25 protein-coding genes are annotated in these 25,408 nt (G+C 63.0%); 18 read left to right on the forward strand and 7 right to left on the reverse strand.

Annotation, left to right across the window (positions count from 1 at the left end):
* The first annotated feature begins 36 nt into the window (after positions 1 to 36).
* The gene (locus C444_RS05080) at positions 37 to 960 is read left to right on the forward strand and encodes a thiamine-phosphate synthase family protein (protein WP_049909145.1); all 924 of its coding nucleotides are present in this window, start codon (positions 37 to 39) and stop codon (positions 958 to 960) included.
* Between the two features lie 21 nt (positions 961 to 981).
* On the opposite strand, the gene C444_RS05085 is transcribed toward C444_RS05080, so the two are convergent.
* Positions 982 to 1,953: a C-terminal binding protein gene (locus C444_RS05085; RefSeq protein ID WP_049909135.1), complete on the reverse strand. Its 972-nt coding sequence runs from the start codon at positions 1,951 to 1,953 to the stop codon at positions 982 to 984.
* Between the two features lie 159 nt (positions 1,954 to 2,112).
* On the opposite strand from C444_RS05085, the gene C444_RS05090 reads away from it, so the two are divergent.
* Positions 2,113 to 3,522 (forward strand): short-chain fatty acid transporter, encoded by a 1,410-nt coding sequence (locus tag C444_RS05090; RefSeq protein ID WP_049909137.1) that lies wholly within the window; start codon positions 2,113 to 2,115, stop codon positions 3,520 to 3,522.
* 78 nt (positions 3,523 to 3,600) lie between these two features.
* On the forward strand, positions 3,601 to 4,950 hold the full coding sequence (locus tag C444_RS05095; protein WP_004591399.1) for an MFS transporter: 1,350 nt from the start codon (positions 3,601 to 3,603) through the stop codon (positions 4,948 to 4,950).
* A gap of 20 nt (positions 4,951 to 4,970) precedes the next feature.
* Here C444_RS05095 and C444_RS22905 read toward each other — a convergent pair whose 3' ends face one another.
* Entirely contained in the window at positions 4,971 to 5,099 is a 129-nt protein-coding gene (locus C444_RS22905) for a hypothetical protein (protein WP_275039445.1), read from the reverse strand.
* 146 nt (positions 5,100 to 5,245) lie between these two features.
* Between C444_RS22905 and truD the strand changes: the two genes are divergently transcribed.
* The 5 genes from truD to C444_RS05120 all read left to right on the forward strand — a co-directional run bounded on the left by truD (position 5,246) and on the right by C444_RS05120 (position 9,912).
* Positions 5,246 to 6,628: a tRNA pseudouridine(13) synthase TruD gene (gene truD / locus C444_RS05100; RefSeq protein WP_004591401.1), complete on the forward strand. Its 1,383-nt coding sequence runs from the start codon at positions 5,246 to 5,248 to the stop codon at positions 6,626 to 6,628.
* Positions 6,629 to 6,698: 70 nt separating this feature from the next.
* Positions 6,699 to 7,394 (forward strand): phosphoribosyltransferase, encoded by a 696-nt coding sequence (locus C444_RS05105; protein ID WP_004591403.1) that lies wholly within the window; start codon positions 6,699 to 6,701, stop codon positions 7,392 to 7,394.
* Positions 7,395 to 7,787: 393 nt separating this feature from the next.
* Entirely contained in the window at positions 7,788 to 8,450 is a 663-nt protein-coding gene (locus tag C444_RS05110) for a ribonuclease H family protein (RefSeq protein WP_004591407.1), read from the forward strand.
* Between the two features lie 333 nt (positions 8,451 to 8,783).
* Entirely contained in the window at positions 8,784 to 9,044 is a 261-nt protein-coding gene (locus C444_RS05115; protein ID WP_004591409.1) for a hypothetical protein, read from the forward strand.
* Between the two features lie 220 nt (positions 9,045 to 9,264).
* A complete protein-coding gene (locus C444_RS05120) occupies positions 9,265 to 9,912 on the forward strand; it encodes a hypothetical protein (protein ID WP_049909138.1) in 648 nt (215 codons plus the stop codon).
* Between the two features lie 134 nt (positions 9,913 to 10,046).
* Here the strand turns inward: C444_RS05120 and C444_RS05125 are convergent, their stop codons facing one another.
* Positions 10,047 to 12,299: an NADP-dependent malic enzyme gene (locus tag C444_RS05125; protein ID WP_004591414.1), complete on the reverse strand. Its 2,253-nt coding sequence runs from the start codon at positions 12,297 to 12,299 to the stop codon at positions 10,047 to 10,049.
* Between the two features lie 172 nt (positions 12,300 to 12,471).
* A complete protein-coding gene (locus C444_RS05130) occupies positions 12,472 to 14,385 on the reverse strand; it encodes a methyl-accepting chemotaxis protein (RefSeq protein ID WP_004591416.1) in 1,914 nt (637 codons plus the stop codon).
* Between the two features lie 128 nt (positions 14,386 to 14,513).
* Between C444_RS05130 and C444_RS05135 the strand changes: the two genes are divergently transcribed.
* From C444_RS05135 to C444_RS05155, 5 genes are all read left to right on the forward strand, one after another.
* Positions 14,514 to 15,002, forward strand: a complete 489-nt coding sequence (locus tag C444_RS05135; RefSeq protein WP_004591418.1) for a COX15/CtaA family protein — start codon at positions 14,514 to 14,516, stop codon at positions 15,000 to 15,002.
* Positions 15,003 to 15,066: 64 nt separating this feature from the next.
* The gene (locus C444_RS05140; RefSeq protein WP_004591419.1) at positions 15,067 to 15,858 is read left to right on the forward strand and encodes a basic amino acid ABC transporter substrate-binding protein; all 792 of its coding nucleotides are present in this window, start codon (positions 15,067 to 15,069) and stop codon (positions 15,856 to 15,858) included.
* Positions 15,859 to 15,861: 3 nt separating this feature from the next.
* Complete coding sequence (locus tag C444_RS05145; protein ID WP_004591420.1) at positions 15,862 to 16,542, forward strand: amino acid ABC transporter permease; 681 nt, start codon at positions 15,862 to 15,864, stop codon at positions 16,540 to 16,542.
* Positions 16,539 to 17,291 (forward strand): amino acid ABC transporter ATP-binding protein, encoded by a 753-nt coding sequence (locus C444_RS05150; protein ID WP_004591421.1) that lies wholly within the window; start codon positions 16,539 to 16,541, stop codon positions 17,289 to 17,291. The genes C444_RS05145 and C444_RS05150 overlap by 4 nt, the downstream gene beginning before the upstream one ends.
* A gap of 3 nt (positions 17,292 to 17,294) precedes the next feature.
* Positions 17,295 to 18,275: an amino acid ABC transporter permease gene (locus tag C444_RS05155; RefSeq protein WP_004591422.1), complete on the forward strand. Its 981-nt coding sequence runs from the start codon at positions 17,295 to 17,297 to the stop codon at positions 18,273 to 18,275.
* Here C444_RS05155 and C444_RS05160 read toward each other — a convergent pair whose 3' ends face one another.
* Entirely contained in the window at positions 18,276 to 19,802 is a 1,527-nt protein-coding gene (locus C444_RS05160) for a replication factor C large subunit (RefSeq protein WP_004591423.1), read from the reverse strand.
* Between the two features lie 102 nt (positions 19,803 to 19,904).
* Here C444_RS05160 and C444_RS05165 point away from each other — a divergent pair, with 102 nt between their 5' ends.
* The 4 genes from C444_RS05165 to C444_RS21980 all read left to right on the forward strand — a co-directional run bounded on the left by C444_RS05165 (position 19,905) and on the right by C444_RS21980 (position 22,172).
* The gene (locus C444_RS05165; RefSeq protein WP_004591424.1) at positions 19,905 to 20,474 is read left to right on the forward strand and encodes a hypothetical protein; all 570 of its coding nucleotides are present in this window, start codon (positions 19,905 to 19,907) and stop codon (positions 20,472 to 20,474) included.
* Between the two features lie 54 nt (positions 20,475 to 20,528).
* On the forward strand, positions 20,529 to 21,074 hold the full coding sequence (locus C444_RS05170) for a type IV pilin (RefSeq protein ID WP_004591425.1): 546 nt from the start codon (positions 20,529 to 20,531) through the stop codon (positions 21,072 to 21,074).
* 52 nt (positions 21,075 to 21,126) lie between these two features.
* A complete protein-coding gene (locus C444_RS05175; protein WP_004591426.1) occupies positions 21,127 to 21,834 on the forward strand; it encodes a helix-turn-helix domain-containing protein in 708 nt (235 codons plus the stop codon).
* A 170-nt stretch (positions 21,835 to 22,004) separates the two neighbouring features.
* Complete coding sequence (locus C444_RS21980) at positions 22,005 to 22,172, forward strand: hypothetical protein (protein WP_161607591.1); 168 nt, start codon at positions 22,005 to 22,007, stop codon at positions 22,170 to 22,172.
* 167 nt (positions 22,173 to 22,339) lie between these two features.
* On the opposite strand, the gene hmgB is transcribed toward C444_RS21980, so the two are convergent.
* Positions 22,340 to 23,677, reverse strand: coding sequence for a hydroxymethylglutaryl-CoA synthase (gene hmgB / locus C444_RS05185; RefSeq protein WP_004591427.1), 1,338 nt, complete (start codon positions 23,675 to 23,677; stop codon positions 22,340 to 22,342).
* A gap of 98 nt (positions 23,678 to 23,775) precedes the next feature.
* The gene (locus tag C444_RS05190) at positions 23,776 to 24,462 is read right to left on the reverse strand and encodes a hypothetical protein (protein WP_004591428.1); all 687 of its coding nucleotides are present in this window, start codon (positions 24,460 to 24,462) and stop codon (positions 23,776 to 23,778) included.
* 181 nt (positions 24,463 to 24,643) lie between these two features.
* Here C444_RS05190 and C444_RS05195 point away from each other — a divergent pair, with 181 nt between their 5' ends.
* Entirely contained in the window at positions 24,644 to 25,393 is a 750-nt protein-coding gene (locus tag C444_RS05195) for a spore germination YkwD domain-containing protein (RefSeq protein ID WP_004591429.1), read from the forward strand.
* Positions 25,394 to 25,408: the final 15 nt, after the last annotated feature.

Consider the following 25,408-nt stretch of genomic DNA (forward strand, 5'->3'; position numbering starts at 1 on the left):
CAGGGTACTTGAGGCTGGGGCGTTTCACTCATGGCAATGACACTGCAGTTGCCGAGCGAGATCGTGGTCGAGCGGTTCCTCCCGACGGCCCGGGCGATGCTCGCCACGGAACTCGACGAGAAGGGGTGGACCCAGCAGGAAATCGCCGACCAGCTCGGCGTGACACAGGCCGCAGTGAGCAAATACGGCAGCGGCTCGGTCACCATCGAGGAGCGGTTCCACGAGGACGCCCGAATGCAACAGACCATCGAACGGATCGCCGACGGGCTAGCCGCAGGCGAGATGGACGAGTTCGCGGTGCTGGGCGAACTGCTCGCTCTGGTACGGGAGTTCGAGGACCGGGGCCCCATCTGTGCGGTCCACGAGGAAGAGATGCCGGCGCTACAGGGGATGGGCTGTGACCTCTGTGTCCGAGGGACAGACACCGCAGTCCAGGCGGAACGGGCTGTGCTGTCTTCGGTCCGGCGAGCCACGCGACTGCTGGCGGACAGCGCTGTCATCGTCGACGCCATCCCGAACGTGGGGATGAACGTCGGTATGGCGCTGCCGGACGCTGAAGACGCACTCGACGTGGCGGCAGTCCCTGGTCGGATTCACGACCTGCGAGGGCGGGTCAACGTCCCATCGAACCCCGAGTTCGGCGCGTCAGAACACGTCGCAGGGACGATACTGGCCGCGATGGCGGTCGACCCCTCGCTCCGAGCGGCGCTCAATCTGACGAGCGATGAAGCGTTCCTTGACGCCGCCCAGGAACGGGGTATCGAGCCGCTGGAGTTCGACGCCGGCTACGAGGACCGGGACGAGCGGCTCGAAGCGACGTTCCGCGAACGCGGCGACGTCCCTCGTGTCATCTACCACAGCGGCGCGTTCGGCATCGAACCGATAACCTACGTCTTCGGCGAGTCCGCGGTCGAGGCGGCCGAACTTGCAGTCGAACTCCTCGACGCGGCCGACACCTAACCGCCTTGGCCGCCGAAACAGTCAGAACCAGCCGGTCTCGGGGTCGATGGGGTTCTCGGGGTCCTCGCCGCGCAGCACCCGGACGACGTCTTCGGCCACGGTCCGTGTCAGTTCAACCCGGGACTCCTCTGAGTACCACGCGACGTGGGGGCTACAGACCACGCTGTCGAGGTCGTGCAGCGACGACGCTCCGGGTGGCTCCGATTCGCGTACGTCCAGTCCGGCCCCGCCGAGGTCACCGCTGACGAGCGCGTCGTACAGCGCCGTCTCGTCGACGAGCCCGCCCCTGGCCGTGTTCACGAGCAGCGCGTCGTCCCGCATCCGGTCGAGCGCGTTCGCGTCGATCAGCCCTCTCGTCTCGTCGGTCAGCGGTGCGTGCAACGAGACGACGTCCGAATCTGTCAGCAGCGTCTCGAACGTGACCGACTCGACGCCGAGGTCGCCCATCGGGTACTCGGGAACGTAGGGGTCATAGGCGATGACGTCGACGTCGAACCCCCGGAGCTTCGCGGCGAACCGCCTGGCGAGCTTGCCGAAGGCGACAAGGCCGACGGTGCTGCCGGCGAGGCGATGTAGCGGCTGCCCGGTAGACCACTCCCACTCGCCGCTTTTCACCGACCGGTCGAACATCGGTATCTTCCGCAGACAGGCGAGCATGAGCGCGAACGCGTGCGTCGACACTTCTTCGACGGAATAGTCGGGGACGTTGACCACCGTCACGCCGGCGTCGACCGCCGCCCGCACGTCGATGTTGTCTACGCCGATGCCAGCCCGGCCCACCACTTTGAGCGAGTCGGCGGCGTCAATGACCTCGGCCGTAACCTGCGTGCCGGCGTCGACGATTAACGCGTCCGCGCCCTTCACTGCGCGTGCGACGGCCGACGGTTCTTTCGCCCCTGTCGTTTCGACGGTCGCGTCAACCGCGTCCAGCACCGCCGCCCGTGTCTCCCCATCCATCACTTTAGTATCAGAGACAACAATTTTGTATGACATACTCTGGCTTGCTTCGGGCCTAAAATAAAATCATCTGTCAGGATCAGTCCGGTCGTCGGAATCGCGGCACAGGACTGTGGCTGCACAGCGGTGACTAGCGAAGAACTGACAGAATAGCAGCAAACTTTTATGATAAATTCGCGAGGAGGTGGCAACAGTATGTCGGCTAGTAACACAGGTGAAACTTCCCTCGAACGCATCGGCTATCGACTCTCCGCGTGGGTGGAACGGTGGATGCCCAGCCCGTTCCTGTTCGCGCTCATCCTCAGCTACGTCGTGTTCTTGGCCGGCGTCGGCCTCACCGGGTCCGGCCCCGTCGAGATGGTGCAGTTCTGGTACGACGGCTTCTGGGCGTTTCTGACGTTCTCGATGCAGATGGTCCTCATCCTGATGACGGGCTTCGTCGTGGCGTACCACCCGCGTGTCAACGCCGGCATCCGCCGGCTGACGCAACTCCCCAGCACCGGGAAACAGGCGGTCGTCCTCGTCGGCCTGTTGACGATGCTGCTTGGCTGGATCCACTGGGGGCTGAGCCTCATCCTCGGCGCTATCTTCGCCCGAGAGATGGGCAAGACAGCCCACGAAAACGACATCGACGTCCACTACCCGGTCCTCTGTGTCGCCGGCTACCTCGGCCTCGGGCTCACCTGGCACTGGGGGCTATCCGGGTCCGCGCCGCTGCTCCTTGCGACGGAGGGCAACGAGTTCATCCAGCAGGGCGTCATTGACGTCGTCGTCTCCGCCTCCGAGACCATCTTCCATCCCTACGGCCTCATCCTGACGGGGCTGTCGATAGCCTACGCCCTCGTCGTCCTGTACGTCATCACGCCGACCGGCGACCAGGCACGGGGTATCACGCATTACATCCCCGAAAACGACCTGTTCGAGTCCGCGAGTGACGGCGGTACGGAGACGACCGCCGATCAGTCCCGGCAGCAGGTCCCGGCGGAACGCATCAACCACAGCCGTTTGCTGGGCGGGATTATCGGCCTGACCGGTATCGCGATGGTCGTCGCCCAGTTCGTCCAGTCCGGTATCGACGCGCTCGGGCTGAACATCGTCAATTTCGGCTTCCTGACGATTGGGATCTTCATCTACATGGACCCACAGACATACCGGGAGAAGTTCGGCGAGGCGGCGACCGCCGCGGCGGGCATCGTGTTGCTGTTCCCCTTCTTCGCCGGCATTCAGGGGATGATGGCGTCCTCCGGGCTGGCGCAGTTGATGGCGGGCGGGCTCATTTCGCTGTCCACGCCCCAGACGTTCCCGGTCATCGCCTGGCTCGCCGGCGCGACGGTCAACATCTTCGCTCCCTCCGGCGGCGGCGAGTGGATCATCCTCGGGCCGCCGATTCTCGAAGCCGCACAGAACCTCGGGGTCCCGGTCGGCCAGGCGACGATGGCCTACGCCGTCGGCGACGCCCACACGAACCTCCTCAATCCCTTCTGGGCGCTCCCGCTGCTAGCTATCACCCGCATCAAGGCCCGGGAGATGTTCGGCTACGCCATCGCGATGTTGCTCGCGCTCACGCCGTTCCTGGCTGTCGTCCTGTTCGTCCTGCCGTACTAAGCAGGGCCACAGTCCCGGAGAACCGACTGATTGCCCCTTCTTCGAGCATTAAGTTGCTGGGAGAACAGCGATCCGACAATGGCAACGGAGACGGGAGCCGAGGAGGACGTGGACCTGCTCGACTCCTTCCGGCAGTTCTTCGCGCTGGAGCGGGACGTGCTCGTGCTCTCGCTGTCCATGCTGGCGTTCAGCCTCGCGTTCCAGATGACCAGCCGGTACGTTCCCGAGTACATGCGTATTCTGGGGGCCAGTGCCGGCGTCATCGGCCTGTACGGCAGCGTCGGGAATCTCATCAGCGCGGTGTACCCCTACCCCGGCGGCGCGGTGTCGGACCGCATCGGATCACGGCTGGCGCTGACCGCGTTCGCCACGCTTGCGACGGTTGGCTTCGGCATCTGGTATCTCGCGTCGGTCGTCGGCGACATCGCGCTCGGCGCAGTGACGCTGCCGGCCTGGACGCTCGTGTTCGTCGGCCTCTTTCTCGCACAGGCCTGGAAGTCCTTCGGACTGGGCGCGACCTTCGCCATCGTCAAGCAGAGCGTCCCGCCGGGGCGGCTGGCGATGGGGTTCGCCAGTACGGAGGTGTTCCGCCGCATCGGCTTCCTGCTCGGGCCGCTTGCAGCCGCGGCGCTGCTCGCGACGACCGCGACGTTCGTCGACGGCTTCCAGCGCGTGCTGCTGGTCGCGCTGGCCTGTGGTGTCGTCGCAACAGTCGCCCAACACGTCCTCTACGACGCCAGCGAGGACACACTCGGGAAATCCTTCGAGGGCATCGACCAGATACTCGCTGACCTGCGGACGATGCCGGCGACGCTCCGCCCGCTCTTGGTCGCTGATACGTTCGTCCGCTTCGCCAACGGCATGGTGTACGTCTTCTTCGTCATCGTCGTCACGGAGTTCCTCTCCGTGGGGTTCACCGGCTTCGGCGTGCAACTTCGCCCCGACGCCTTCTTCGGCATCCTACTGGGTGTCGAGATGGTCGTCGCCATCGTCTCGATGGCTCCCGTCGCAAAGCTCACCGAGTGGGCCGGCCTCAAGCCCGCCGTCGCGCTGGGCTTCCTCGTCTACGCCGTCTTTCCGCTCCTGCTCATCTTCGCCCCGGGCGACCAGTGGGTGCTGGTGCTGCTGTTCGCGTTCTCCGGGCTGCGGTTCGCCGGTCTGCCGGCCCACAAGGCGCTCATCGTCGGCCCGGCGGAACAGGACGCCGGCGGCCGTGTCACCGGGACCTACTACCTGATCCGGAACACGCTGGTCATCCCCAGCGCCGCCTTCGGCGGCTGGCTCTACGGTAGCGAGTGGGCGGTGGCGGTCGGCGACATCGTCATACAGACCGGCCCGGAACTCGCCTTCGGCGTCGCCACCGTCGTCGGGCTGGTCGGCGTCGCCTACTTCGCCGTCTTCGGTCGAGAGTTCGAGGCCTACGAATAAGGTCGCCGCGCTGTGCCTACCTACCACTCGTCGCGCGGCGGGAACTCCTCGCCACAGCGCGGACAGTACCGCATCGGTGCGCGGGACTCCTGGCCGTCCCTGTCGAACGTTATCTCTCGTCCGCAACTTTTGCATGCTAGCTTTGGCATCGTGGTGGTCTCCGGTCGCCAACACAGCCACGACCTAGTCACAGATAGTATGTGTGCCGTGATAACACTAGGTGCTGGCCGTGATGCGGGACGGTGGGGAGTCCGCAAACGCCAACCATAAGCGCTGACCCGCGAACATCCACACAATGAGAGCGGCCCACTCTATCGAGCAAGCGGTCGGCATGGAGTACTACGTCAGCGACGCCGATGGGGTGGGCGGCCGCCTCCGCGCCTCCCCCGCGGACTTCCGTGTTCGGGAGTTAGAGGCGTTCGATACTGAACCAATTGGTGCCGACACTGGCGCGTACCCGCATCTCGTCTTCCGGGCGGAGCTACGGAACTGGGAGACCAACGACTTCGCCAGCAAACTGTCGGACCGGCTGGGCATCTCCCGCGAGCGGGTGTCGTGGGCGGGGACGAAGGACAAGCGCGCGGTCACGACCCAGCTGTTCTCGGTGAAGGGGGTCGCGGCTGAAGACCTGCCCGAAATCGGCGGTACGGATATCGAGGTCATCGGCCGCGCCGGTCGTCCGATTCTCTTCGGCGACCTGGCGGGCAATGCCTTCGAAATTGTCGTCCGGGATACCGAGAACACCGACAACGCCGCCAGCGTGGTGGCGGACCTCCAAGCCTTCGCTAGCGGGGACACCCCAGCCGCGAGCGAGGAGCGCGCCGGCGACGCCACGCTGCCGGACGGCGACACGACGGTCGGCGTTCCCAACTACTTCGGCCAGCAGCGGTTCGGGTCGCGCCGGCCGGTCACCCACGAGGTCGGGCTGGCCATCGCCCGCGGCGAGTGGCAGGACGCGGTCCTCGCCTACGTCGGGAACCCGAACGAGCGCGAACCCGAATCGACGCAAGAGGCTAGAGCCTACGTGGATGAAACCCACGACTGGGCTGGCGCGCTGGACAAGCTCCCCGGCGCGCTGGGCTATGAACGCTCCATCTGTCACCGGCTGGTCGAGAATGGGGCCGACGAGCCGGAAGATTTCCGCGAGGCGCTGGAGGCGCTGCCGTCGAACCTCCAGTCGCTGTTCGTCAACGCCGCCCAGTCGTACGTGTTCAACCGCATCCTTTCCGAGCGGCTGGACCGTGGGCTCCCCTTCGACCGCCCCGTCGAGGGCGATGTGGTCTGTTTCCGGGACAGCGACGCGCCCGAGGACTTCCCGATTCCGGATGCCGACCGCACCCAGCAGGTCACGGCGAAGCGGCTCTCGACCGTCGAGCGCCACTGCGAGCGCGGGCGAGCGTTCGTCACTGCGCCGCTGGTCGGGACCGACACCGAGCTGGGCAGTGGCGAACCGGGCGATATCGCCCGTGAAGTCCTCGACGATGTGGGCCTCGAACAGGGCGATTTCGACCTCCCGGGGGCGTTCGACAGCGACGGAACACGGCGGGCCGTTCTGCTCCGGACGGACCTCGGTGTCGAGCGCGACGGTGCTGACCTGACGTTCACGTTCTCGCTACCGAAGGGGAGCTATGCGACGGTCCTCCTCCGTGAGTTCCGGAAAGGCGACCCGGACGCGTAGCGGTTCGACCGTGTTCGGCAACTGATGCGGAATATGCAACGGTTAAGTCCGGCCACACACGCCATCTCGTATGGGCGAGCTACCGGACGAGTTTTCGTGCACCATTACCGACTGGGAGTACATCTACGGCCTCTGTCGAGACGTAGCCAACGACGTGAAAGCCGCCGAGTTCGAGCCCGACGTGGTCGTTGCGCTGGCACGCGGCGGCTGGTTCGGCGGGCGCTGTCTCTGTGATTTCCTCGGGCTGGACGACCTGGCGAGCCTGAAGGTCGAACACTACGTCGGCACCGCGGCGAAAGGCGAGGAGGCCCAAATAAAGTACCCGCTGGCCGACGGCGCGGTCGAGGGCAAGGACGTACTGGTCGTCGACGACATCGCCGACACCGGCCAGTCAATCGAGACGGCCGCTGAGTGTGTACGTGACCAAAACCCGAGCAGCGTCCGAACGGCGACGCTCCAGTTGCTCCAGACCAGCGACCACGAACCGGAGTTCGTCGGCGAACGCCTCGACGAGTGGACCTGGGTCGTCTACCCCTGGAACTTCGTGGAAGACATGATCGAACTCACCGCGGGCGTGATGGCGAAGAGCGACCAGCAGACCCACACCGAAGACGACATCCGCCAGCTACTGCGGGAGTACCACGGCGTTAGCCGCACGGACCTGGAGATCGCACAGCCGAACCGACTGGGCGAGGTTACCACCGAGATGGAGCGGCGCGGCGTCGTCGAATCAGTCGGCGACGGCTGGCAACTCACCGACGACTGAGCAGGGTAGCCGCGGTAGCCCGACAGGCGTCGCTCACACCCGCTAGTCTCGCCGTCCACTATCGCTAGTCACGCGCTCCGCCGCTAGTCAACAAAAACCGATTAGCGACGGCTGCGACCGTCGTCTCGAACGTACTCTAACGCGCTGACGAACTGCTCTTTGTCGACCCGACCGTCTGCCTCTTCGAGTCGCTCACGAATTTTCGTCGGAGTCATGTGTATTGGTAACATGGAACTACGTCGATATAACTCTTTCTCATCCCCTAACAGATTCGATGCGGGATGCGGGCCTGAAATGGAAGCTGGCCTACCCAGTGGGCCGTCCAAACCGCTGTACTGGGACGACATCCCTGTCGAGGGAATATATTTATACCTTGCTCACCCAACGGAAACTATGGCCGCTTACGGCCGGCCGTCACTTCGAGACCTGTTCGATGAATCACCGACGCCGCACATCGCGCATCCGCCGCGGAGTCACCATCGAGACTTCTACATCGCCACAGACGGGTCGTTCAGACCCCATAACGGCACGACATCGCCCGACAGCGAGGCGGACAGCCCGACAGGCGGGCTGGGTGTCGTCGTCGAAACTCTCGACGGTGAGCGCGTTGTCAGGCTATCTGTCCCGGACACCTGTCCCGACAACAACGTCGCGGAGTATCGGGCGCTCCATCTGGGACTCGACGTGCTTGCGAGACGGGCCCCGCCCAACGCCCGCGTCGGCTTACTCATCGACCACGACCAGCTCGCTGAGAACGTGAACGCGGAGGTACTGGCCTCTCACGGCTCTGCCTACGATCCGCCACACTCCGTGTCGGTCCCACCGGCGACAGGACTGCACTGGCGCGGGATTCAGGCACGTATCAACGGGTTCGGCGAGGTCCGTGCCGCGCGGATCTCCGGCGACCGCAACCCCGCCCATCCGCTGGCGAACGCCCCCGACCAGTACGCCCACGTCAACGGCGAGCCGGACCGGTGTGTCCTCCCTGACGCGCCGACCGTAAACGAACGCGTCCCGCCGCCGTCGCGCGCGGAGCGTGGCGGCGCGTCGGACTGACGGAACCCGGCCGGCGCCCTCGCCGGTCCCGGTACCGGATTCTCTCACACCGCTGTCGATAGTAGCACGTAGCCGTAGCAACGCCTCGCTCAGCACCAACTGTCATGCTTGAAATATCACATGCGACTGTGGCTCCGAGCTGAAATCCGATCACGGGCAGAAAATATCGTATCCACTGGTTCCGTGGCTCTCTATCGGTCGCCTTTCACTAGAAATAGCTTCCATAAGTTATAGAAATAGTCGTACCTGTTACCATGTACGTTCGGGGAACGTCACACAGACCAAATTTTATGTATTAGAAATGGGATAGTATACGGTGGGAGGTGAGCTACGTTGAGTACCAGAACTGACGGACCGGACGGTTTCAGCGGACAGTACGCCGAACAGCTGTTGCCGCGTCAGTCGCCGACGCGGCACGACCTCGTACTCGCCGTCATCCCTGCGGTGTTCGTCTTCACACTCGCCGCCGCAGTCGTTCTGGGCCTCTCTATGCAGGCAGCAACCGCTGGCGCATCACTCGTTGGCGCTGTGGCGGTCATCGACGCACTCTTCGTCCACCCGCCGACCTGTGGTCGACGGCGAGGCGATACGTGACATCGCGTTCCGGCGACGGGCCAGAACGCTGTGTCTTTTACGAGGGGGTACTCCGCGTACCTCGATAGAATCGGACCAGAGTATCATACAACTAGTGTTGCTTTCAGTCAGACTAGTCTGAATAGACTGCACAGTAGGACTGCGTACACGTTAAATCTAAGAATATTACACAGGTCTTGCTCACAAAACATATTATACAAGATACATAATATCGGCAGGCATGCGTCGAAGACACTACCTTTTAGCCACCACCAGCTTCCTCGGATTCGCCGGTTGTTCGAGCATCAGTAGCAATCCGACCGAGACAGCTGCAAAAACGGAAACCGAGAATACTGATGAAAAAACAGCCAGAAATGCCGAAAATATGACAGAGAGTCAACTCAGTGGCCACGTTCGGCCAACTGGTGGTCCTTGGGAGCCGGTGAAAGGGTTTTCATGTGAGAAGAGCAACTTCACTCGCCACCCGCCAAGGTATGACGACATTTCATGGGGAGATACTGAAAATATATCTCTACGGATTAATGATACGGCGTTTGAATACGGTGACACAGCTCAAATCACGTTGACAAACACATCTAATAGAACCATCAGTCTGGGTCTTAAATACATGTACCAGATCGAGCTTCTCACTGAAGATGGATGGCAAGATGTTCGTGGTAAAACTGGAGATGATGACTTTGAATACATAGAGATGAGTACTGAGAATCCGCCTGGGAAGGTATTTGAATGGTCGCTCCGTCTGACCGAAGAGGGGGTTGTTCCTGACGAGAAAGATTTTATTGTATGTCCTGAACTCGTCTCCGGTCGATATCGGTTCGTATATCCGGCACTTGAACAGGTAGCAGTTGCATTCGACCTACAGAAGTAGGCTGTTCTGCGCTTGTCTGAGTGAAACACAGTGGTCACTAAGTGGACTGTACCGACCGTTTCAACTCGGACCTGACAACAGTTCTATAACTCCCTCACAGACGGATACGTTCCTGCGAAAAGACAGGTAGTCGGTTACTCCTGCTGTGCGTCGACGACAGCGACGCCCGCGAGGTTCACGATATCCTTGACCTCGTCGCCACGCTGGAGAACGTGGACCGGCTTGTCCATGCCGACGAGCATCGGACCGATAGCCTCAGCGCCGCCCAGCCGCTGGAGGAGCTTGTAGCCGATGTTCCCGGCTTCGAGGTTGGGGAACACGAGGACGTTCGCGGGATCGTCGAGTTCGGAGAACTCGTAGGTGTCTTGCAGGATGTCCTCGACGACGGCGGTGTCGGCCTGCATCTCGCCGTCGACCGGGAAGTCCACGCGCTCGTCGTCCTGCAGGCGCGAAACCGCGCGGCGGATTTTCTTTGTTCCGGGATTGTCGACGCTACCGAAGTTCGAGTACGACAGCATGGCCGCCCGCGGCTCGACGTTGAACCGACGGGCCAGTTCCCCGGTGTGTCGGGTGACCTCCTCCAGCACGTCCGTGTCGGGGTCCTGATTGACCGTGGTGTCCGCACAGAAGATGACGCGATTCTTGAACGTCAGCATGTACACACCGGCCGCGTAGTCGGCGTCGTCGGCCGTGCCGATGACCTGTAGCGGCGGGCGCAGGGCGGATGGGTAGTGGTGGGTGAGCCCGGTCAGCATCGCGTCGGCGTCGCCCATCTCCACCATCACGCTGCCGAGGTAGTTCCCGTCCCGAATGAGTTCGTCGGCCTCGCGACGCGTGATGCCTTTCCGCTGGCGGAGTTCGTACAGGCGGTCCGCGTAGTCGGCCACGTCAGCGGTCTCGGGGTCGACGACGACGGGGTCGAACTCCAGGCCGAACTTCCGGCGCGTGGACTCGATGCGGTCGGCGTCGCCGATGAGTATCGGCTCGGCGATACCCTGTTCGACCAGCTGGTAGGCCGCGCGGATCATCTTCTCGTCGTGGCCCTCGGCGAGTACGACCCGCTGGGGGTTGCTCTTGGCCTTGTTGAGCACGACCCGCATCATCTCGCGGGACTTGCCCAGCCGCGCTTCGAGCTCCTCGACGTAGGCTTCCGTGTCGATTTCCGTCCGTGCCGCGCCGCTCTCGATGGCGGCCTCTGCGACCGCGGGAGTGATCTCGAACAGGACCCGCGGGTCCAGTGGTTTCGGAATGATGTAGTCGGGGCCGAACTGTAGCGGCTGGTCGCCGTAGGCCTTGACGACCTCGTCGGGCACATCCTGCTTGGCGAGGTCGGCCAGCGCGCGGGCCGCGGCAACCTTCATCTCCTCGTTGATTTCGGTTGCCCGCACGTCGAGCGCGCCACGGAAGATGAACGGGAATCCGAGGACGTTGTTGACCTGATTCGGGTAGTCCGAACGGCCGGTCGCCATAATGACTGTGTCGTCGCGGGCGGATTTGGCATCCTCGTAGGCGATCTCCGGGTCCGGGTTCGCCATCGCGAAGATGATGGGGTCGCTGGCCATCGACCGCACCATCTCTTGGTCGACGATGCCACCGACGGAGAGCCCGACGAACACATCGGCTCCGTCCATCGCGTCGGCCAGATCGCCCTCGGGGATGTCACGGGCGAACTCCTGTTTGAATCGGTTGAGGTCTTCGTGCGTCGCTCGTTCCTCGGTGATGATGCCCGAGGAGTCACACATCGTGATGTTGTCCTTCGAGACGCCCAGCGAGACGTAGAACTTCGCGGATGCAATCGCGGACGCTCCAGCCCCGGAGAAGACGACCTCTAGGTCCGCCAGTTCCTTGTCGGCGATGTCGGCCGCGTTGACCAGCGCCGCGCCGGAGATGATCGCGGTCCCGTGTTGGTCATCGTGGAACACCGGGATGTCGAGTTTCTCGCTGAGTCGGCGCTCGACCTCGAAACACTCCGGGGCGGCGATATCTTCGAGATTGATGCCGCCGAAGGTCGGCTCCATCGCCTCTACCGTCTGTATCATCGCCTCGGCGTTGTCCGTGTCCAGTTCCACGTCGAACACATCGATATCGGCAAATCGCTTGAACAGCACGCCCTTCCCCTCCATGACCGGCTTCCCGGCTTCCGGACCGATGTCACCGAGGCCGAGCACGGCGGATCCGTCGGAGACGACGCCCACGAGGTTCCCCTTTGCGGTATACTCGAAGGCCTTCTCGGGATCTTTGTCGATCTCCTCACACGGTGCGGCCACGCCGGGCGAGTACGCCAGCGAGAGGTCACGCTGTGTGTTCGTCGGCTTCGTCGTCGCGATCTCTATCTTCCCCGGCGGCTTGCTCCGGTGGTACTCCAGTGCGTCCTCGTCAAGTCCCATACCCGGATGTCGAACCCAACTGTAAAAAAGACAAGTTTACCGTCAACGAACGAGCGGTACAACGACGGTTGTCGAATATCGGCCGATTGCGGCGGTTTTTGCCCCGGTTGTGTCCCATCAATTGGAAAGCACCCACCGTCGGGATATCGTCGTACTGGACCATCTTCGGACTTCAGTTCGTACTGGTGAGTTCGCTGACTCGGTCGGTCAGTTCGGTGACCGCGTCTTCCTGGCTGTCGGTGGCCTTGACAATCTCCTTCGTCGCCGTTTCAGCCTCTTGAGCGTGGTTCTGTGCGTCTTCGACCATCGAAGTCACGTTCTCGATAGCGCTCGCCTGATCGTCGTTGGCGTCGGCGACCTCTTGAATGCCCCTCGTCGCTTCCTCGACGGCGTCGGAAATCTCGTCCAGCGCATCCAGTGCGTCCGCGATCTCGGACTCCGCACGCTCGACCTGTTCGTGGGAGGTTTCGACCATGTCGGCCGTCTCGGTCGCCTGATCCTGAATCGTGGTGATGCTCGTCGAGATCTCTGAGGCGTACTCGCTCGTCTCGTTAGCGAGTGTCTTGACCTCATCGGCGACGACGGCGAACCCGCTCCCACTTTCGCCGGCTCTGGCCGCCTCGATGTTGGCGTTCAGTGCGAGCATATTCGTCTGCTCCGCCACGTCGGCGATTATCTCGACGATCTCGCTCACTTCGTCCATCTGGTCGTCGAGGTCTGTGACGGTGTCGACAAGGTCCTCGCTCGTCTCGGCGAGCCCGTCGGTAACGTCCATGACTGCTTCACCGGCGTCTGACCCGTCTTCTGCGGCCGCCTTCGCGCGCTGTGCTGCCGACGCCACTTCGCTAGACGTCGCGGCGACCTCTTCCATCCCGGCCCCGATATCTTGGATGTTATCGGCCGCCTGTGTGAGGGAGTTCGTCTGCTCGGTAACCCGGGTTTCGACGTCCGCTGCGGACGAGTTCGCTTGTTCGATAGTGGTCGCAAGCTGCTGCGTCTGCTCGTCCACCTGATCCGCCAGTTTCTCGACCTGCTCGGCCATGTCGTTGAGCGAAGTAACGACCTCGTACAACTGGTCGTCGACGTACTCGCCGCCGTCGGTCCGGTCAAACGATGCCCGGGCGTCGAGGCGGCCGTTCTTGAGTGCAGCCATAGTCGATTTGACCTCATCGACCAGACTTGTCATGGCCTCGTGGCGGTTGGCCTCGTCAGTCCGGTCCTGAACCATTTCGACGACCGCGATGAGTTCGCCGTCCCCGTCGTAAATCGGAGCAGCGCTGAACGAGATATGGCGTTCGTTCCCGTGCTGGTCGGCCATCACGCTCGTGTCGCGGTACAGCGTGAAGTCCTCGTCCTCGACCTTCGGGACGTCGTACTCGGTGTGTGTCGCCTCCGGCGCGTCGAGGACCTTGTCGGCGAGAGTCTGTCCCCGTCGTCCGTCCGGATAGAACGCCATGCTCGCCATCTCCATCTCCTGGGCCTCGGCCTCGGAGACCCCGGTGAGGTGCTCCAGTGAGCTGTTCCAGGTGAGGATATCGCCGTTCGTATCCAGAATGAAGAGCGGCGTTCCGATGTGATGTAACACGTCGTGGTAGTTGAGTCCGCCGTCGTCGTCGGACTCCGACGACGAGTCGCCGAACGCATCGACACCGGTCCGGGAGACATATTGTGTCGTTTCCAGCCCCTTCTGGAGTTCGGCCTCGACGGAGTCGATGGCGGCCTGAGCATCCGGGCCGAGTTCGTCCCGAAGTTGATCGAACGCACCTTCGACGAGCGATTCGGTGACAAACCCCTGGGCCTCGATGAACTCACCTTGGCTAATCCCGGCGGTTTCGTATTCGTCGATCAGTGCTCGGAGTTCGTCAGGTTCGAGTTCGAACTGCCGCTCGACGTGCTGGGTCCCGATAGCGGCCGTATCGGGGTCGTCGAAGCAGTCGTTGAGGCGCGGCGAGTTCGGGTCAATGGCGTCGGCCAGAAAGCGGGTTTGCCCGTCACTCGCGATGAGTCCTCCGTCCGCCCGTCGGGCCGTAGCGTCCGAAGAGCGGGACCCCAGGCCATAGATGTAGGTACGGATCTGTTCGAACATGAGCTAGCTATGTTCCATTCCAACACACCTGTGGATAAAGATGACTCCGAGAGTATCAGTAAAGATAATTGTACTCATCGGGCAAGCGCGAAAAGAGAGCATAAGTACGTGCGACCGAAGATCTAGGTATGACCACCCGTTTCCGCCGACTGGTGGCGACAACGACGGTGCTGACGTTCGCACTCATCCTGCTTGGCGTGTACACCGGTGCTATCGGCGCTGGGCTGACCTGTGAGGCACGCTGGCCGTTCTGTGACGGCTGGATGGGGCTGTTCCCCGCAAACTGGGCGAGTTTCGTCGAGTGGTTCCATCGTTTAGTCGCAATGGTTACCGGCTTCGGTATTCTCGGATCGACAATCGCCGCGTGGCGCGGCGAGTACAGCCGGCGGATCAAGCTCGCGACCGCCGTCGCCACGGTCGTGCTCCCGGTACAGGTCCTCCTCGGCGCGAACACCATCTTCAACTTCGGTGCCACGGCGCAGGTACTCCACCACGGGGCCGCACAGCTCATTTTCGGCGCGATGGTGGCGGCGACGGCGTGGGCCTACACCGACACGGGTGAGTCGCCGTCGGTGCAATCGGCCGACAGCCAGCGCACGGCACGCGCTGACGATTGAACACGAGTACCACCCCTGTGGTTAACACGTAAGATATATTCCGGTCTGTCGTGTGGTGGGGATTATGTCAGACGACGGCCTTTCACGACGCCAGTATCTCTCCACGGTCGGTGGAACCGCAGTGACCGTTTCACTTGCCGGCTGTTTCGGCGGCGGTGGCGGCGACGGCAGTACCGAAATCACTGCCGGAACTGCACCGGGGTTCCCCCCGTTCGAGATGAAGCAGGACGGCGAACTCGTCGGGTTCGACATCGACCTGCTCGAAGCGGTCATCGACGAGACCGACTACACCCTGGCCGGCTGGGAGGAGTACGAGTTCAAGTCCCTGATTCCGGCGCTGACCAACGAAAACATCGACGTGGTCGCCGCGGGGATGACAATCAACGACGAGCGCGACCAGACCATCGACTTCACTGACCCCTACTACAGCTCCAACCAGGCCATTGTCGTCCGGGAAGACGGCGACTTCGCCCCGTCCTCGCTGTCGGACCTCGCCGGCCGTCCCATCGGCGCACAGAAGGGGACGACCGGTGAGACGACGGTACAGGACGAACTCATCTCGCCGGGGAACCTCGATGAGTCGAACTACAACTCCTACGGCAACTACGTGCTGGCGGTCGAGGACCTCCAGAACGGCAACATCGACGCCGTGGTCATCGACGAACCGGTCGCACAGACCTTCGCCGCTCAGCGCCCGGTCACCATCGCGTTCACCTACGAGACGGGCGAGAACTTCGGGTTCGGCGTCCGTGATGGCGACGACGAGTTCACACAGGCGCTCAACGACGGTCTGTCCACCGTCAGGGACGGAAGCACGTATCAGGACCTGACGAACAAGTGGTTCGGCCAGCAGTAACCGATGCCTCCCCTCCCGTTGCAGAGTGACTGGGCGTTCGTCATCGAGAACCTCGACCTGCTACTCGTCGGTACGGGTGTCACGGTCGCCCTGACAGCGGCGAGCATCCTGTTGGGCTTTCTACTCGGGTTCCCGGCGGGAGCCGTCGAGGTGTACGGCCGCGGCCCGCTCAAACGCGCTGTCGAGACAGCCGGCGTCGTGCTCCGGGGAACGCCGCTGCTCGTCATCATTATCCTGCTGTTCTTCGGCCTCTCGGTGTCGAGCAGCGCTTTCGTGACGGCGACCATCGCCCTCGGGCTCCGGAGCGCCGCCTATCAGTCACAGATCTTCCGCGGCGCGCTCCAGAGCGTCGACGAGGGGCAACTGGAAGCCGCTCGCGCCATCGGCATGGGTCGGTTCCAGGCCATCCGCAGCGTCGTCGTTCCGCAGGCGCTCCGCCGGAGCGTGCCCGGCTTCCAGAACGAGTTCACGATCGTCCTGAAAGACACGAGTATCGCCATCGTCATCGGCCTCGGCGAACTGCTGACCGTCGGCCAGAACCTCTATCAGGGCGGTCAGAGCACCGCTGCACTTGAGATTTTCCTGACTGTGAGCCTCATTTACTTCGTTCTCACGTTCGTGACGAATCGCTCGCTCGACCGCCTCGACGATCACTTCAGTATCCCCGGAGGTGAGCGGGCGTGAGCGACCCACTGCTGGCGCTTGACGACGTGTACAAGTCCTACGGCGAGGAACAGGTGCTCTCTGGCGTCAGCTTCGAGATGGACGCCGGCGACGTGGACGTGGTTATCGGCCCCAGCGGCAGCGGGAAGTCGACGATGCTGCGCTGTGTGAATCGCCTCACCGAGATCGACAGCGGCGACATCTACCTCGATGGCGACTGCGTCACCGACGCTGACACCGACGTGAACGAACTCCGAAAACAGGTGGGGATGGTATTTCAGGATTTCAACCTCTTTGCCCACCTCACGGCGCTCGGGAACGTCACACTCGGCCTGCGGAAAGTCCGCGGCATGGACAAAGCGACAGCCCAAGAACAGGGCTACGAACATCTGGAGCAGGTCGGACTCTCGGACCAGGCTGACTCCTATCCCGCCGAACTCTCCGGCGGGCAGAAACAGCGGGTCGGGATCGCCCGCGCGCTGGCGATGGACCCGAAGCTGCTCCTGTTCGACGAGCCGACCAGCGCGCTGGACCCGGAGCTCGTCGGCGAGGTGGTCGACGTGATGCGGGACCTCGCCGCCGAGGGCATCACGATGCTCGTCGTCAGCCACGAGATGGGGTTCGCACGGTCGGCGGCGTCGGATATCATCTTCCTCGACGACGGGCGAATCGTCGAACACGGCCCGCCGGAACAGTTGTTCCAGAACCCACAGGCGGCCCGGACCGGTGAATTCCTCAGCCGTCTGGAGACGGCCCATGAGGAGGAGTGACCGATGGGTACCCAGGAGTCTACGACCGCCGGGCGAACGCTTCGTGCCCGTGCTGCCGGGCTGACCGACCAGCCGCTGACGCTGCTGACCGTCGCCGGCTTCTGGACGTGGCTCGTCGTCCGCTGGACGAACGACTTCCTGCTGGACGGCGCGCTCATCGACCGCAACACGTCGTTCTTCCCGACTGCCCCGTTCGAGGCGGCCGCGTCAACGCTCGGCGGCCTCGCGGCGAGCCTCGGCCCGGTCGGGTTCCCTGTCGGCTGGGTCGCTGGCTTCTTCGAGTTTCTGGCCGCGTCGATCCCCTACTTGCCGCAACTGGCGACCGGCGTGTGGGCCACGATACTGCTGACGGTGCTCGGCATCGCGCTGGGGTTCGTCATCGCTGTCCCACTCAGTGTGGCTCGGGTGTACGGCGGGACGCTCACCCGTTCGGTCGCGCTGGGGTACACCGAACTGTTCCGCGGGACGCCGCTACTCGCCCAGTTGTTCGTTCTCTACTTCGCGACGCCGCTGACAACGATCATCCGTGAACTGCCTGCGGTCGGGACCGGATTCATCCCCGCGCAGGCGTTCTGGGTGGCCGTTATCGCGTTCATGCTCAACAGCGCCGCCTACCAGTCGGAGTACATCCGCTCGGCGCTGAACTCCGTCCCGGAGGGGCAACTCACCGCCGCGCGTGCCATCGGCCTCTCGAAGGTCGATGGGATCCGCCACGTCGTCCTGCCGCAGGGCCTTCGCTACGCCATTCCGGGCTGGTCGAACGAACTGGTGTACCTCATCAAGTACTCGTCGCTTGCGAGTTTCATCACCGTCCGTGAACTGTTCGAGCGGACCGACGCTATCGCCAGCGAAACCTACCGGTACACGGAGCTGTTCGTCCTCGCCGGCCTACTGTACCTGGCGCTGGTCCTCTCGGCATCGCTGCTGATGGAATACGTCGAAGACAGGGTCGCGATTCCGGGCCTCGGCACGACCAGTCGATGACTACATGAAGTCAGAAAGGCCGGACTGCTGATCGTCGTCTTCGTCTGTCTCGCTCGCTGACTCCGTCTCGCCGTCGGTAGTGGTGTCGTCACCGGCGGCGTCAGATGCTGCACCATCGTCCGCTGCGAGCGTTATCTGTTGGTCGCCGCTCTCCTCGCCGGCTTCGGTATCCGAAGCATCGCCATCTGTATCGCTTTCTCCGTCACCGCCGTCCGCACTCGCACCCTCGAAAACCCCGCCGGAGTGTTCGACGGCGGCTTCCTCCTTGAGTGCCTCTGCGTCGGCGACGATGTCCTGCACCTTGTTCGTGTCCTTGCCCGACCCGGTGACGAAGGAAACGTGCTCAGCCTCCATATCGTAGGTCGCCGCCATCGCAACCGTCAGCTCGCGGTTCCGGCAGTGGTGAGTCATCGTCGCAAGGAACGGCATGATCTCCCGGCGGGCGGTCCGCATCGAGACGCCGTCGATAGCGGCGATCTGCTGGGCGACGTAGTCCCGCGTGTTCCTGGTCCCTTTCGACCGACCGAGCTTCGACCAGTAGCTCGGCGGGCCGTAGCGGGTCCAGCCGCCCTTTGTCCCGTCCCGCGCTGCGGCGACGCCGGCGGTCATGTTGTCGCCGGCATACCGCCAGAAGGAGTAGTTCTGCGTCTCGCGCACGCGGCCGAGCCACTGGTCGGCGTTCGAGAGGAACTCGTAGGCACGGACCAGTTCGGCCCCCTGGTAGTCCTTGGGCATGTTGTCCTCGATCCAGTTGATGAGGTCATCAGGCGTCTCGTCGACGTCGTAGCTGGCCTCAAGGGCTTCCTGCGCGCCGGCCTCCTTGAGTACCACGTCGAGGTACTCGAAGATGCCCTCGGTCGTATCGCGCTCGCCGGTCACCACGTCGTCGTCGGTCAGCCGCTCCGTCGTCTCGGCAATGGCCTGGAGGTCCTTGACCGCGCCCCGCAGGTCACCGCTGTTTTGCTCGGCGAGTTCCTGCAGCGCGTCGGACTCGTACTCGACGCCCTCCTGACGGCAGAGGTCACGCAGGACAGGAACGATAGAACGGGGCGAGACATCCCGAAACTCGATGTCCTGGCAGTTGTTCCGCAGGCCGTTTGACATCTCGTAGTACTCGTTGGCGATGAGAATCATCGGCTGGCTGGCCTCCTTCACGAGGGCCGTGATCGCTCGTGCGCCCCCGCGGTCGGCGTTGCCGTGGATGTTGTCCGCCTCGTCCATGATGACGAGTCGGCGGCCGCCACCGCCAGCGGTCAGCGTGCCGGACTTGGCGGCTTCGCCGGCCACCCGATTGATAACGTCCTTGGTCCGGGAATCGCTGGCGTTGAGTTCGATGGTCGGCCACCCCATGTCGTTTGCCAGCGCGTGGGCGGCCGAGGTCTTCCCGATGCCCGGGGAGCCATAGAGGATGACCGCCTCGCGGTGGTCGTCCCACGTCTCCGCCCACTTTTTGAGTGCGTCGCGGGCCTTGTCGTTGCCCCGCACCTCCGACAGTGTTGTCGGGCGGTACTTCTCCGTCCAATCCATTGGATCGTTGTTGGCGCGACCGGCGTTTAGGGATTGCGGAGCCAATCCGGTCCCGTCACGGCCAGAAGACACATCCCTGTCACTGGTCGCGGACTAACCGTCATGAGTGACTCAGCCCGTCGGAGCTACGCCGTCGGTGCCCTCGCCGGAGCGGCGGCGTTCGTGCTGACGTACGTCCTCGTCTACGCCCTGAGTATTTCCACAGTTCAGGACGCTCTACTGACGAATATCGCCGAGTCGTTCGGCGACGACCGGGCGGCCTGGAAAATCGTCGGCTGGGTGTTTTTCAACGCGCAGTTCGTGACGACGACGATCACCGTCAATATCCCCTTCCTCGGCGGGACATCGGCGGTCAACTTCATCGCCGAAAACGAATCACTGTCACCGATTCTGTACCTCCTGCCGCCGGCAGTGCTGACAGCCGCAGGGATTGCAACGGCTCGTATCGACGGGACAACTGACAGCAGCCGTGCGGTCCGTGTCGGTCCTGCTGTCGTTCTGGGCTACCTCCCGCTTGCGGCACTCGGGGCGGTGCTGTTTACTGTCAGCGCCGGCGATTCCGGACAGGGCGCGCCGACGCTGCTGACGGCCATCGTCCTCGCTGGTATTGTTTATCCGGCGATCTTCGGGACTGTCGGGGCCGTAATCGCGACCGCGTTCGGGGACTCATAGCGGGCATCCACTCCTGAGACTTTTGACCGAAAAGGAGGACAGTACGATCCAGCCGTGTATTCCTCCAGCCTCAGCCGAGACCGTCGCGGCGTCAGTCCCGTCATCGGCGTGGTCCTCATGCTCTCGATTACTGTCCTTCTGGCCGCGACAGTCGGTGGGTTTGTGCTCGCGAGCGGCGACCTGAACCAGCGGACACCCACCGTCGCCCGCTCGACAGGCGATTTCGTGACTGGCCCATCGGGGGGATGCGGCGGGAACACAGTAGCGATTCGACACGCTGGCGGCGATCCGGTCCCGGCCGACGAACTGGCAATCGCTGTTACACTGCCAGACACCGACGCCCGCATCGTCGACCTGCCGGTTTCCGGGACGGCGCTGTCAGCGAGCAATATCGACGACCCCGACAACGTCATCTACGACTACTGTGTCGGCGGCGTCATTGCCAATGGGGGCCAGCAGTGGTCGGCGGGCCGGACCATCACTTTCCAGTTGAACGCCGGCGGTGGTACCGTCAACCCGGGCGATACCATCGAAGTGCGCGTCGTTCACACTCCCTCGAACGGCGTCCTCGCTGCGGTCGAACTGACTGCCCGCCGGTAAGCGCCCGTGGTTCCGATACCCTTTTATTCGCGACCCTCCAGCGTGTGAACTAATGGCAGGGGGCGCACGCGACGATCTCGCGGAAAAAATGGCGGGTGAGGTGGCACTGAGCGACGACCCAGGGGCGACCCTGCGGAAGTGGCGCACTGACTTCGATGTCGCACAGACGGAACTCGCCGACGAACTCGACGTCTCCCCGTCCGTGGTCTCGGACTATGAGAGCGGGCGGCGTGACAACCCCGGTATCGGCGTGGTCAGGCGACTCGTCGTCGCACTGCTCGATATCGACGAGAACCGCGGCGGTGACCACATCCGCCAGCACGCCCGCGTGCTCTCGGCGGGGTTCGACAGCGACGTGGTTCACGACCTCCGGGAGTACTCCGCCAACGTCGGTGTCGAGCGCGTCTACGACGCTATCGACGCCGAAGAACTGTTCCGGGGTAGTCAGGACACTGTTGCAGGCCACACCGTTATCAACTCAATCGCCGCCATCACGCGCCTCTCCTCGGACGAGTTTTACCAGCTATACGGTCAGTCGACGAACCGCGCGCTCGTGTTCACGAACGTGACCCGCGGCGAATCCCCGCTTGTGGCGCTCCGGGTCGTCTCGCCGACGCCGAACGCCGTCATCCTCCACGGGCTTGACGACGAGGCCGTCTGGGAGCATGCACAGGATCTCGCTCGCATCGACGACTTCTCGCTGGCGATCACCGACACCGATCTCGAGGACTTGCTGGGCGGCCTGCGAGAGCTTCCCTGAGTTCGCCGGTTCTGTCTGTACCGTTCCGAGCCACTCGACAGGCGCCCCGGAAAACGGCTGTTGTGGTGAATTCGAATGCCTTGTTCACCAGACCGGGTGACACAACTGCTTCGTAGGGCCGGCAAGTTTTCAATGAGTACTACTTTGATACCGAGGTGTCATGTCTACACATGGTGCAATTTAGCTCCCTCCTCGTCTGGGCGCTCGCCGGCTTCGGATCCGTTGTTGCTGCCTCGTTCGTCGGTACAATGCTTGCACTTCAATACTACGACAGCGGTGGGACTCTCTCTGTATCTCTCAGCGACATTATCAGCCGCCTCAACAACGATACCCGGTAATTAGGTGATAAATACTGTTTACGGCACGAACGGGGTTCCTCGTATTCACGACGACTGACAAAGCGCCTTTTGCTACTCTCCGGTGGTGTTCCGCTATTCTCCACGGCTCCCTACGGTCGCCGCTCCGATTCGAGGTTCGGAGCGAGCAACGCGAGCGAGAACCTCGCTTACTCCACGTACCGATACTTCCGCTCACCCATTCGCCCCCAGCCATCGAAAGCGAACTCGTTTTCGGGGGCGGTGAACTCCTCGACATCGGTTTCAGTTTCGTGATTGTGGACGTCGTGGACCTGTTCGTACTCGGCGAAGGAGAGGTCGTAGCGGTTCCGGACCTGTTCGTCGATATCGAGCGCACCGATCTCTTCTTCCCAGCCGGGGACAACGGTTTCGGCGTGGACTTCTGCCTGTGCGCCGGACCCGTAGGAGGCAACTAACAATCGGGCCTCGTCCAGATCCAGTCCGTTCTCGCGGGCGTGTTTCAGGCCCGCGGCGCGGGCGATGTGGACGGAACCGGTGTACCAGTTCCCGACCTCCCGGGAGATTTCGAGCGTTGGCTCGATGCTGTTGGCGTACCAGTCCTGATAGCGCTCGGTTTCGGTGAGTGCGTCCGTGTACTCTTTGATGGCCGCGTGGAACTCATCGTCGGTCTCGAAGTCCGAACGCATAGGCTGGCGGCCGATTTCTTCGGCCATCAGGTCGCCCACGTCGGTGCCGCGGATAATGTGTCGGTAGCCCAGCGCCGCGGCCTTCCGGACCATCCCCGGGAACGGCGTGTGGAAGGGGATCATCTCATAGTCTCCCGGGTGGATGTCGCCAGCCACCTCGGCGAAGTCCTCCAGCGCCTCGCGCATGCGAGCGAGGTAGACGTTCACCGAGCGCTTGCCGTCGACGGACGGGAACTGCTGATTGGGCTTGAGGAAGTCAGTTTCGTCGGCGCTGCCGTACCCCTGCTCGGTCGAGAGTTCGACCAGATTCGGGTCTTCGTCGACGAGCATCGCCACCGCGCCGGCCCCCTGCGTGGCCTCGCCGGGGTCGTCGCGGGCGTACAGCGCGGTGTCCGTCGCGATGACGAGTGCGGCCCGACCGCGGTTCCGGCCGGCGCGGATCCAGTTGTAGGCGTCGTCGAGGCTCTGTGTCCCGGAGATACAGGCGAACTTCCGCTCGCCCTTGTTGGCGTGGTGGAAGTTCTCGTCGTACACCTGTTCGAGACAGCCCGCGATGTACGTCGAAACGGGCTTTGAGTTGTCGAAGGCGCTCTCGGTCGCCACGTCGATACGGCCGATGTCCTCGGGCGTCAGCCCCTTGCGCTCCATCAGGCGATGGGCCGCGTTCGCCCCCATCGTGACAATATCCTCGTACACGTCCGGGAACGACGACGCGCGCAGGCCGAGCCCCTTCGTGTACTTACCGGGGTCGTCCCCCTGGGCCGGCGCGAACGTCTCCGCGAGGTCGAGTTTGAGCTTCCCGGTCCAGATCTCCATGGCATCGATACCGACTGCAGTCATGGGTCTAGCGTCAGCGTGGATGTATATGGGCTTGTCGACTGGCCTTTCGACGGCTGACTAGTATTGCGCCGATGGGCCGCGAACTCTCTGTAAGACAGTTATTCGCTGGTCGCCGGCTCCGTACTAAAAGAGAAATCGACCATACATTCGCCTTCGAGAACGTCGTATGGCTCATCCGGTGACGGAACGGCACGCGACCAGTCGGTGTTGTTGACTACGAGCCGATACGTTCCTGGCGAGATGGTAATCCGGTTGTCGCGGATGTTCGTCTTGTGGAACCGCGACACCTCACCAGCGTGCCGGGCCCGGTAGCGGCTCTGGAACGCTCGGTACTCTTCCTCGGTGAACAGAATGACGTCCACGGCCGGGCCACGCCGCACGATGAGGTCGTAGCGCAGCGTTGTCTGGCCGGTTGCTTCGATTGTGTAGTCTTCGTACTCGTTTTCTTCCAGGCGGAATGTCGTATCGACTGACCGGTGGTTCGGCTCGGGTGTCGGCGTCGGTGTCTCGGTCTCGACCTGAAGCCGTGCCGACGTCTCCGTAGTATTGTTCGTTCGCGACGCCTCGGTGCGCTGTGCTGTTGAAGTGTCCGCCGGAGCAGCAGCGCTATCTGCCGCTGGCGTCGAGGTAGTACTGATGCGGTCAGTTGTAGCAGTCCGCTGTGACGCTGTCGGGTCCGGGACTGGTGTCGTCTCGGATTCCTGTGCAGGTCGATTCCCGAGACAGCCGGCGGAGAGCGCGGCGAGTACCGAGGCCCCGAAGCCGCGCCGCGACAGGTCACCCATACCTCAGGACACTCATCCACAGTAAAGATGTTTACGGGCGGGTTTTCGCCGCTGGTAATCGGAGCGCCAACACTGTCCAAACATATTTGTGGAGAGAGAGCCGAATCTACGCCGTTCGAGCCAGTTCCGTGAAAACTATACTCCAGCTATCATTTCCCGGAACGGGACAGGAACGCTTCATATGAACAGATCGGTCATCACACTCGGTTTGGTAGTTCTGGCGGCACTCAGTGTCTCGGGACTCGCAGGAGTAGCGGTCGAGGGGACGCTTGGCGCAGACGCGACCCAATCAGCGCCGACGGAGTCCACGGAACCATCACCAGCAGCGACGCCCAGTGCAGAAAGTGCAGCACCGGCGATGCCGAGTAGCGGGGAGACTACGGCTGGAGTGACGCAGTCCGCAGAACCCACCGCGACGCCGGATGCAGCACAGACCACACCAGCTAATTCGGGGACAGATATCGATACGGCCCGCCTCGAAGACCGGCTTGTAGCGGCAATCAACGGCCGGCGCGGTAATCCGGTTGCCGACGACGCTTTTGATGGGTCCCTCTCGGATGAGACCAAAACCGGTCAGAAGCTATCAGCAATGGCCGGTAACCACAGCGAACGAATGGCTGCACAGGGGTCAGCCTCCCCGATTGCGAACGGGTCAGACACGACAGACCGGTACGCGGCCGCCGGACTGTCCGAGCAGTGTCGCCTCCGCCACGAAGGGAACGCGTATATCCGACCCGTGACTGACCTCGAACTGGTCACGAGTGTCGACCCGAACGGCGCGAACGCGACCCGTGTCGCCGATACCGTCGCTGACCACTGGTTCGACCTCTCCGGTCCCCGTGACACGTTGTATATGGCGAACGCGAACCACATCGGCGTCGGCGCGGCGACCGCTGACGGCGTCGTCTACATTACCGTGAATCTCTGTTGAACAACGCGGTGATAC

This window comes from Haloarcula japonica DSM 6131 (assembly GCF_000336635.1).
Classification (GTDB): Archaea; Halobacteriota; Halobacteria; order Halobacteriales; family Haloarculaceae; genus Haloarcula; species Haloarcula japonica.

Coding starts and splice junctions, on each gene's coding strand:
- C444_RS05110 (WP_004591407.1), top strand. CDS start 7,788: ATGGCCGCTTACGGCCGGCCGTCACTTCGAGACCTGTTCGATGAATCA.
- C444_RS05130 (WP_004591416.1), bottom strand. CDS start 14,385: ATGTTCGAACAGATCCGTACCTACATCTATGGCCTGGGGTCCCGCTCT.
- C444_RS05165 (WP_004591424.1), top strand. CDS start 19,905: ATGAGTGACTCAGCCCGTCGGAGCTACGCCGTCGGTGCCCTCGCCGGA.
- C444_RS22905 (WP_275039445.1), bottom strand. CDS start 5,099: ATGCCAAAGCTAGCATGCAAAAGTTGCGGACGAGAGATAACGTTCGAC.
- C444_RS05160 (WP_004591423.1), bottom strand. CDS start 19,802: ATGGATTGGACGGAGAAGTACCGCCCGACAACACTGTCGGAGGTGCGG.
- C444_RS05080 (WP_049909145.1), top strand. CDS start 37: ATGACACTGCAGTTGCCGAGCGAGATCGTGGTCGAGCGGTTCCTCCCG.
- C444_RS05145 (WP_004591420.1), top strand. CDS start 15,862: ATGCCTCCCCTCCCGTTGCAGAGTGACTGGGCGTTCGTCATCGAGAAC.
- C444_RS05085 (WP_049909135.1), bottom strand. CDS start 1,953: ATGTCATACAAAATTGTTGTCTCTGATACTAAAGTGATGGATGGGGAG.
- C444_RS05190 (WP_004591428.1), bottom strand. CDS start 24,462: ATGGGTGACCTGTCGCGGCGCGGCTTCGGGGCCTCGGTACTCGCCGCG.
- C444_RS05095 (WP_004591399.1), top strand. CDS start 3,601: ATGGCAACGGAGACGGGAGCCGAGGAGGACGTGGACCTGCTCGACTCC.
- C444_RS05135 (WP_004591418.1), top strand. CDS start 14,514: ATGACCACCCGTTTCCGCCGACTGGTGGCGACAACGACGGTGCTGACG.
- C444_RS21980 (WP_161607591.1), top strand. CDS start 22,005: ATGGTGCAATTTAGCTCCCTCCTCGTCTGGGCGCTCGCCGGCTTCGGA.
- C444_RS05140 (WP_004591419.1), top strand. CDS start 15,067: ATGTCAGACGACGGCCTTTCACGACGCCAGTATCTCTCCACGGTCGGT.
- C444_RS05125 (WP_004591414.1), bottom strand. CDS start 12,299: ATGGGACTTGACGAGGACGCACTGGAGTACCACCGGAGCAAGCCGCCG.
- C444_RS05120 (WP_049909138.1), top strand. CDS start 9,265: ATGCGTCGAAGACACTACCTTTTAGCCACCACCAGCTTCCTCGGATTC.
- hmgB (WP_004591427.1), bottom strand. CDS start 23,677: ATGACTGCAGTCGGTATCGATGCCATGGAGATCTGGACCGGGAAGCTC.
- C444_RS05175 (WP_004591426.1), top strand. CDS start 21,127: ATGGCAGGGGGCGCACGCGACGATCTCGCGGAAAAAATGGCGGGTGAG.
- C444_RS05155 (WP_004591422.1), top strand. CDS start 17,295: ATGGGTACCCAGGAGTCTACGACCGCCGGGCGAACGCTTCGTGCCCGT.
- C444_RS05195 (WP_004591429.1), top strand. CDS start 24,644: ATGAACAGATCGGTCATCACACTCGGTTTGGTAGTTCTGGCGGCACTC.
- C444_RS05090 (WP_049909137.1), top strand. CDS start 2,113: ATGTCGGCTAGTAACACAGGTGAAACTTCCCTCGAACGCATCGGCTAT.
- truD (WP_004591401.1), top strand. CDS start 5,246: ATGAGAGCGGCCCACTCTATCGAGCAAGCGGTCGGCATGGAGTACTAC.
- C444_RS05105 (WP_004591403.1), top strand. CDS start 6,699: ATGGGCGAGCTACCGGACGAGTTTTCGTGCACCATTACCGACTGGGAG.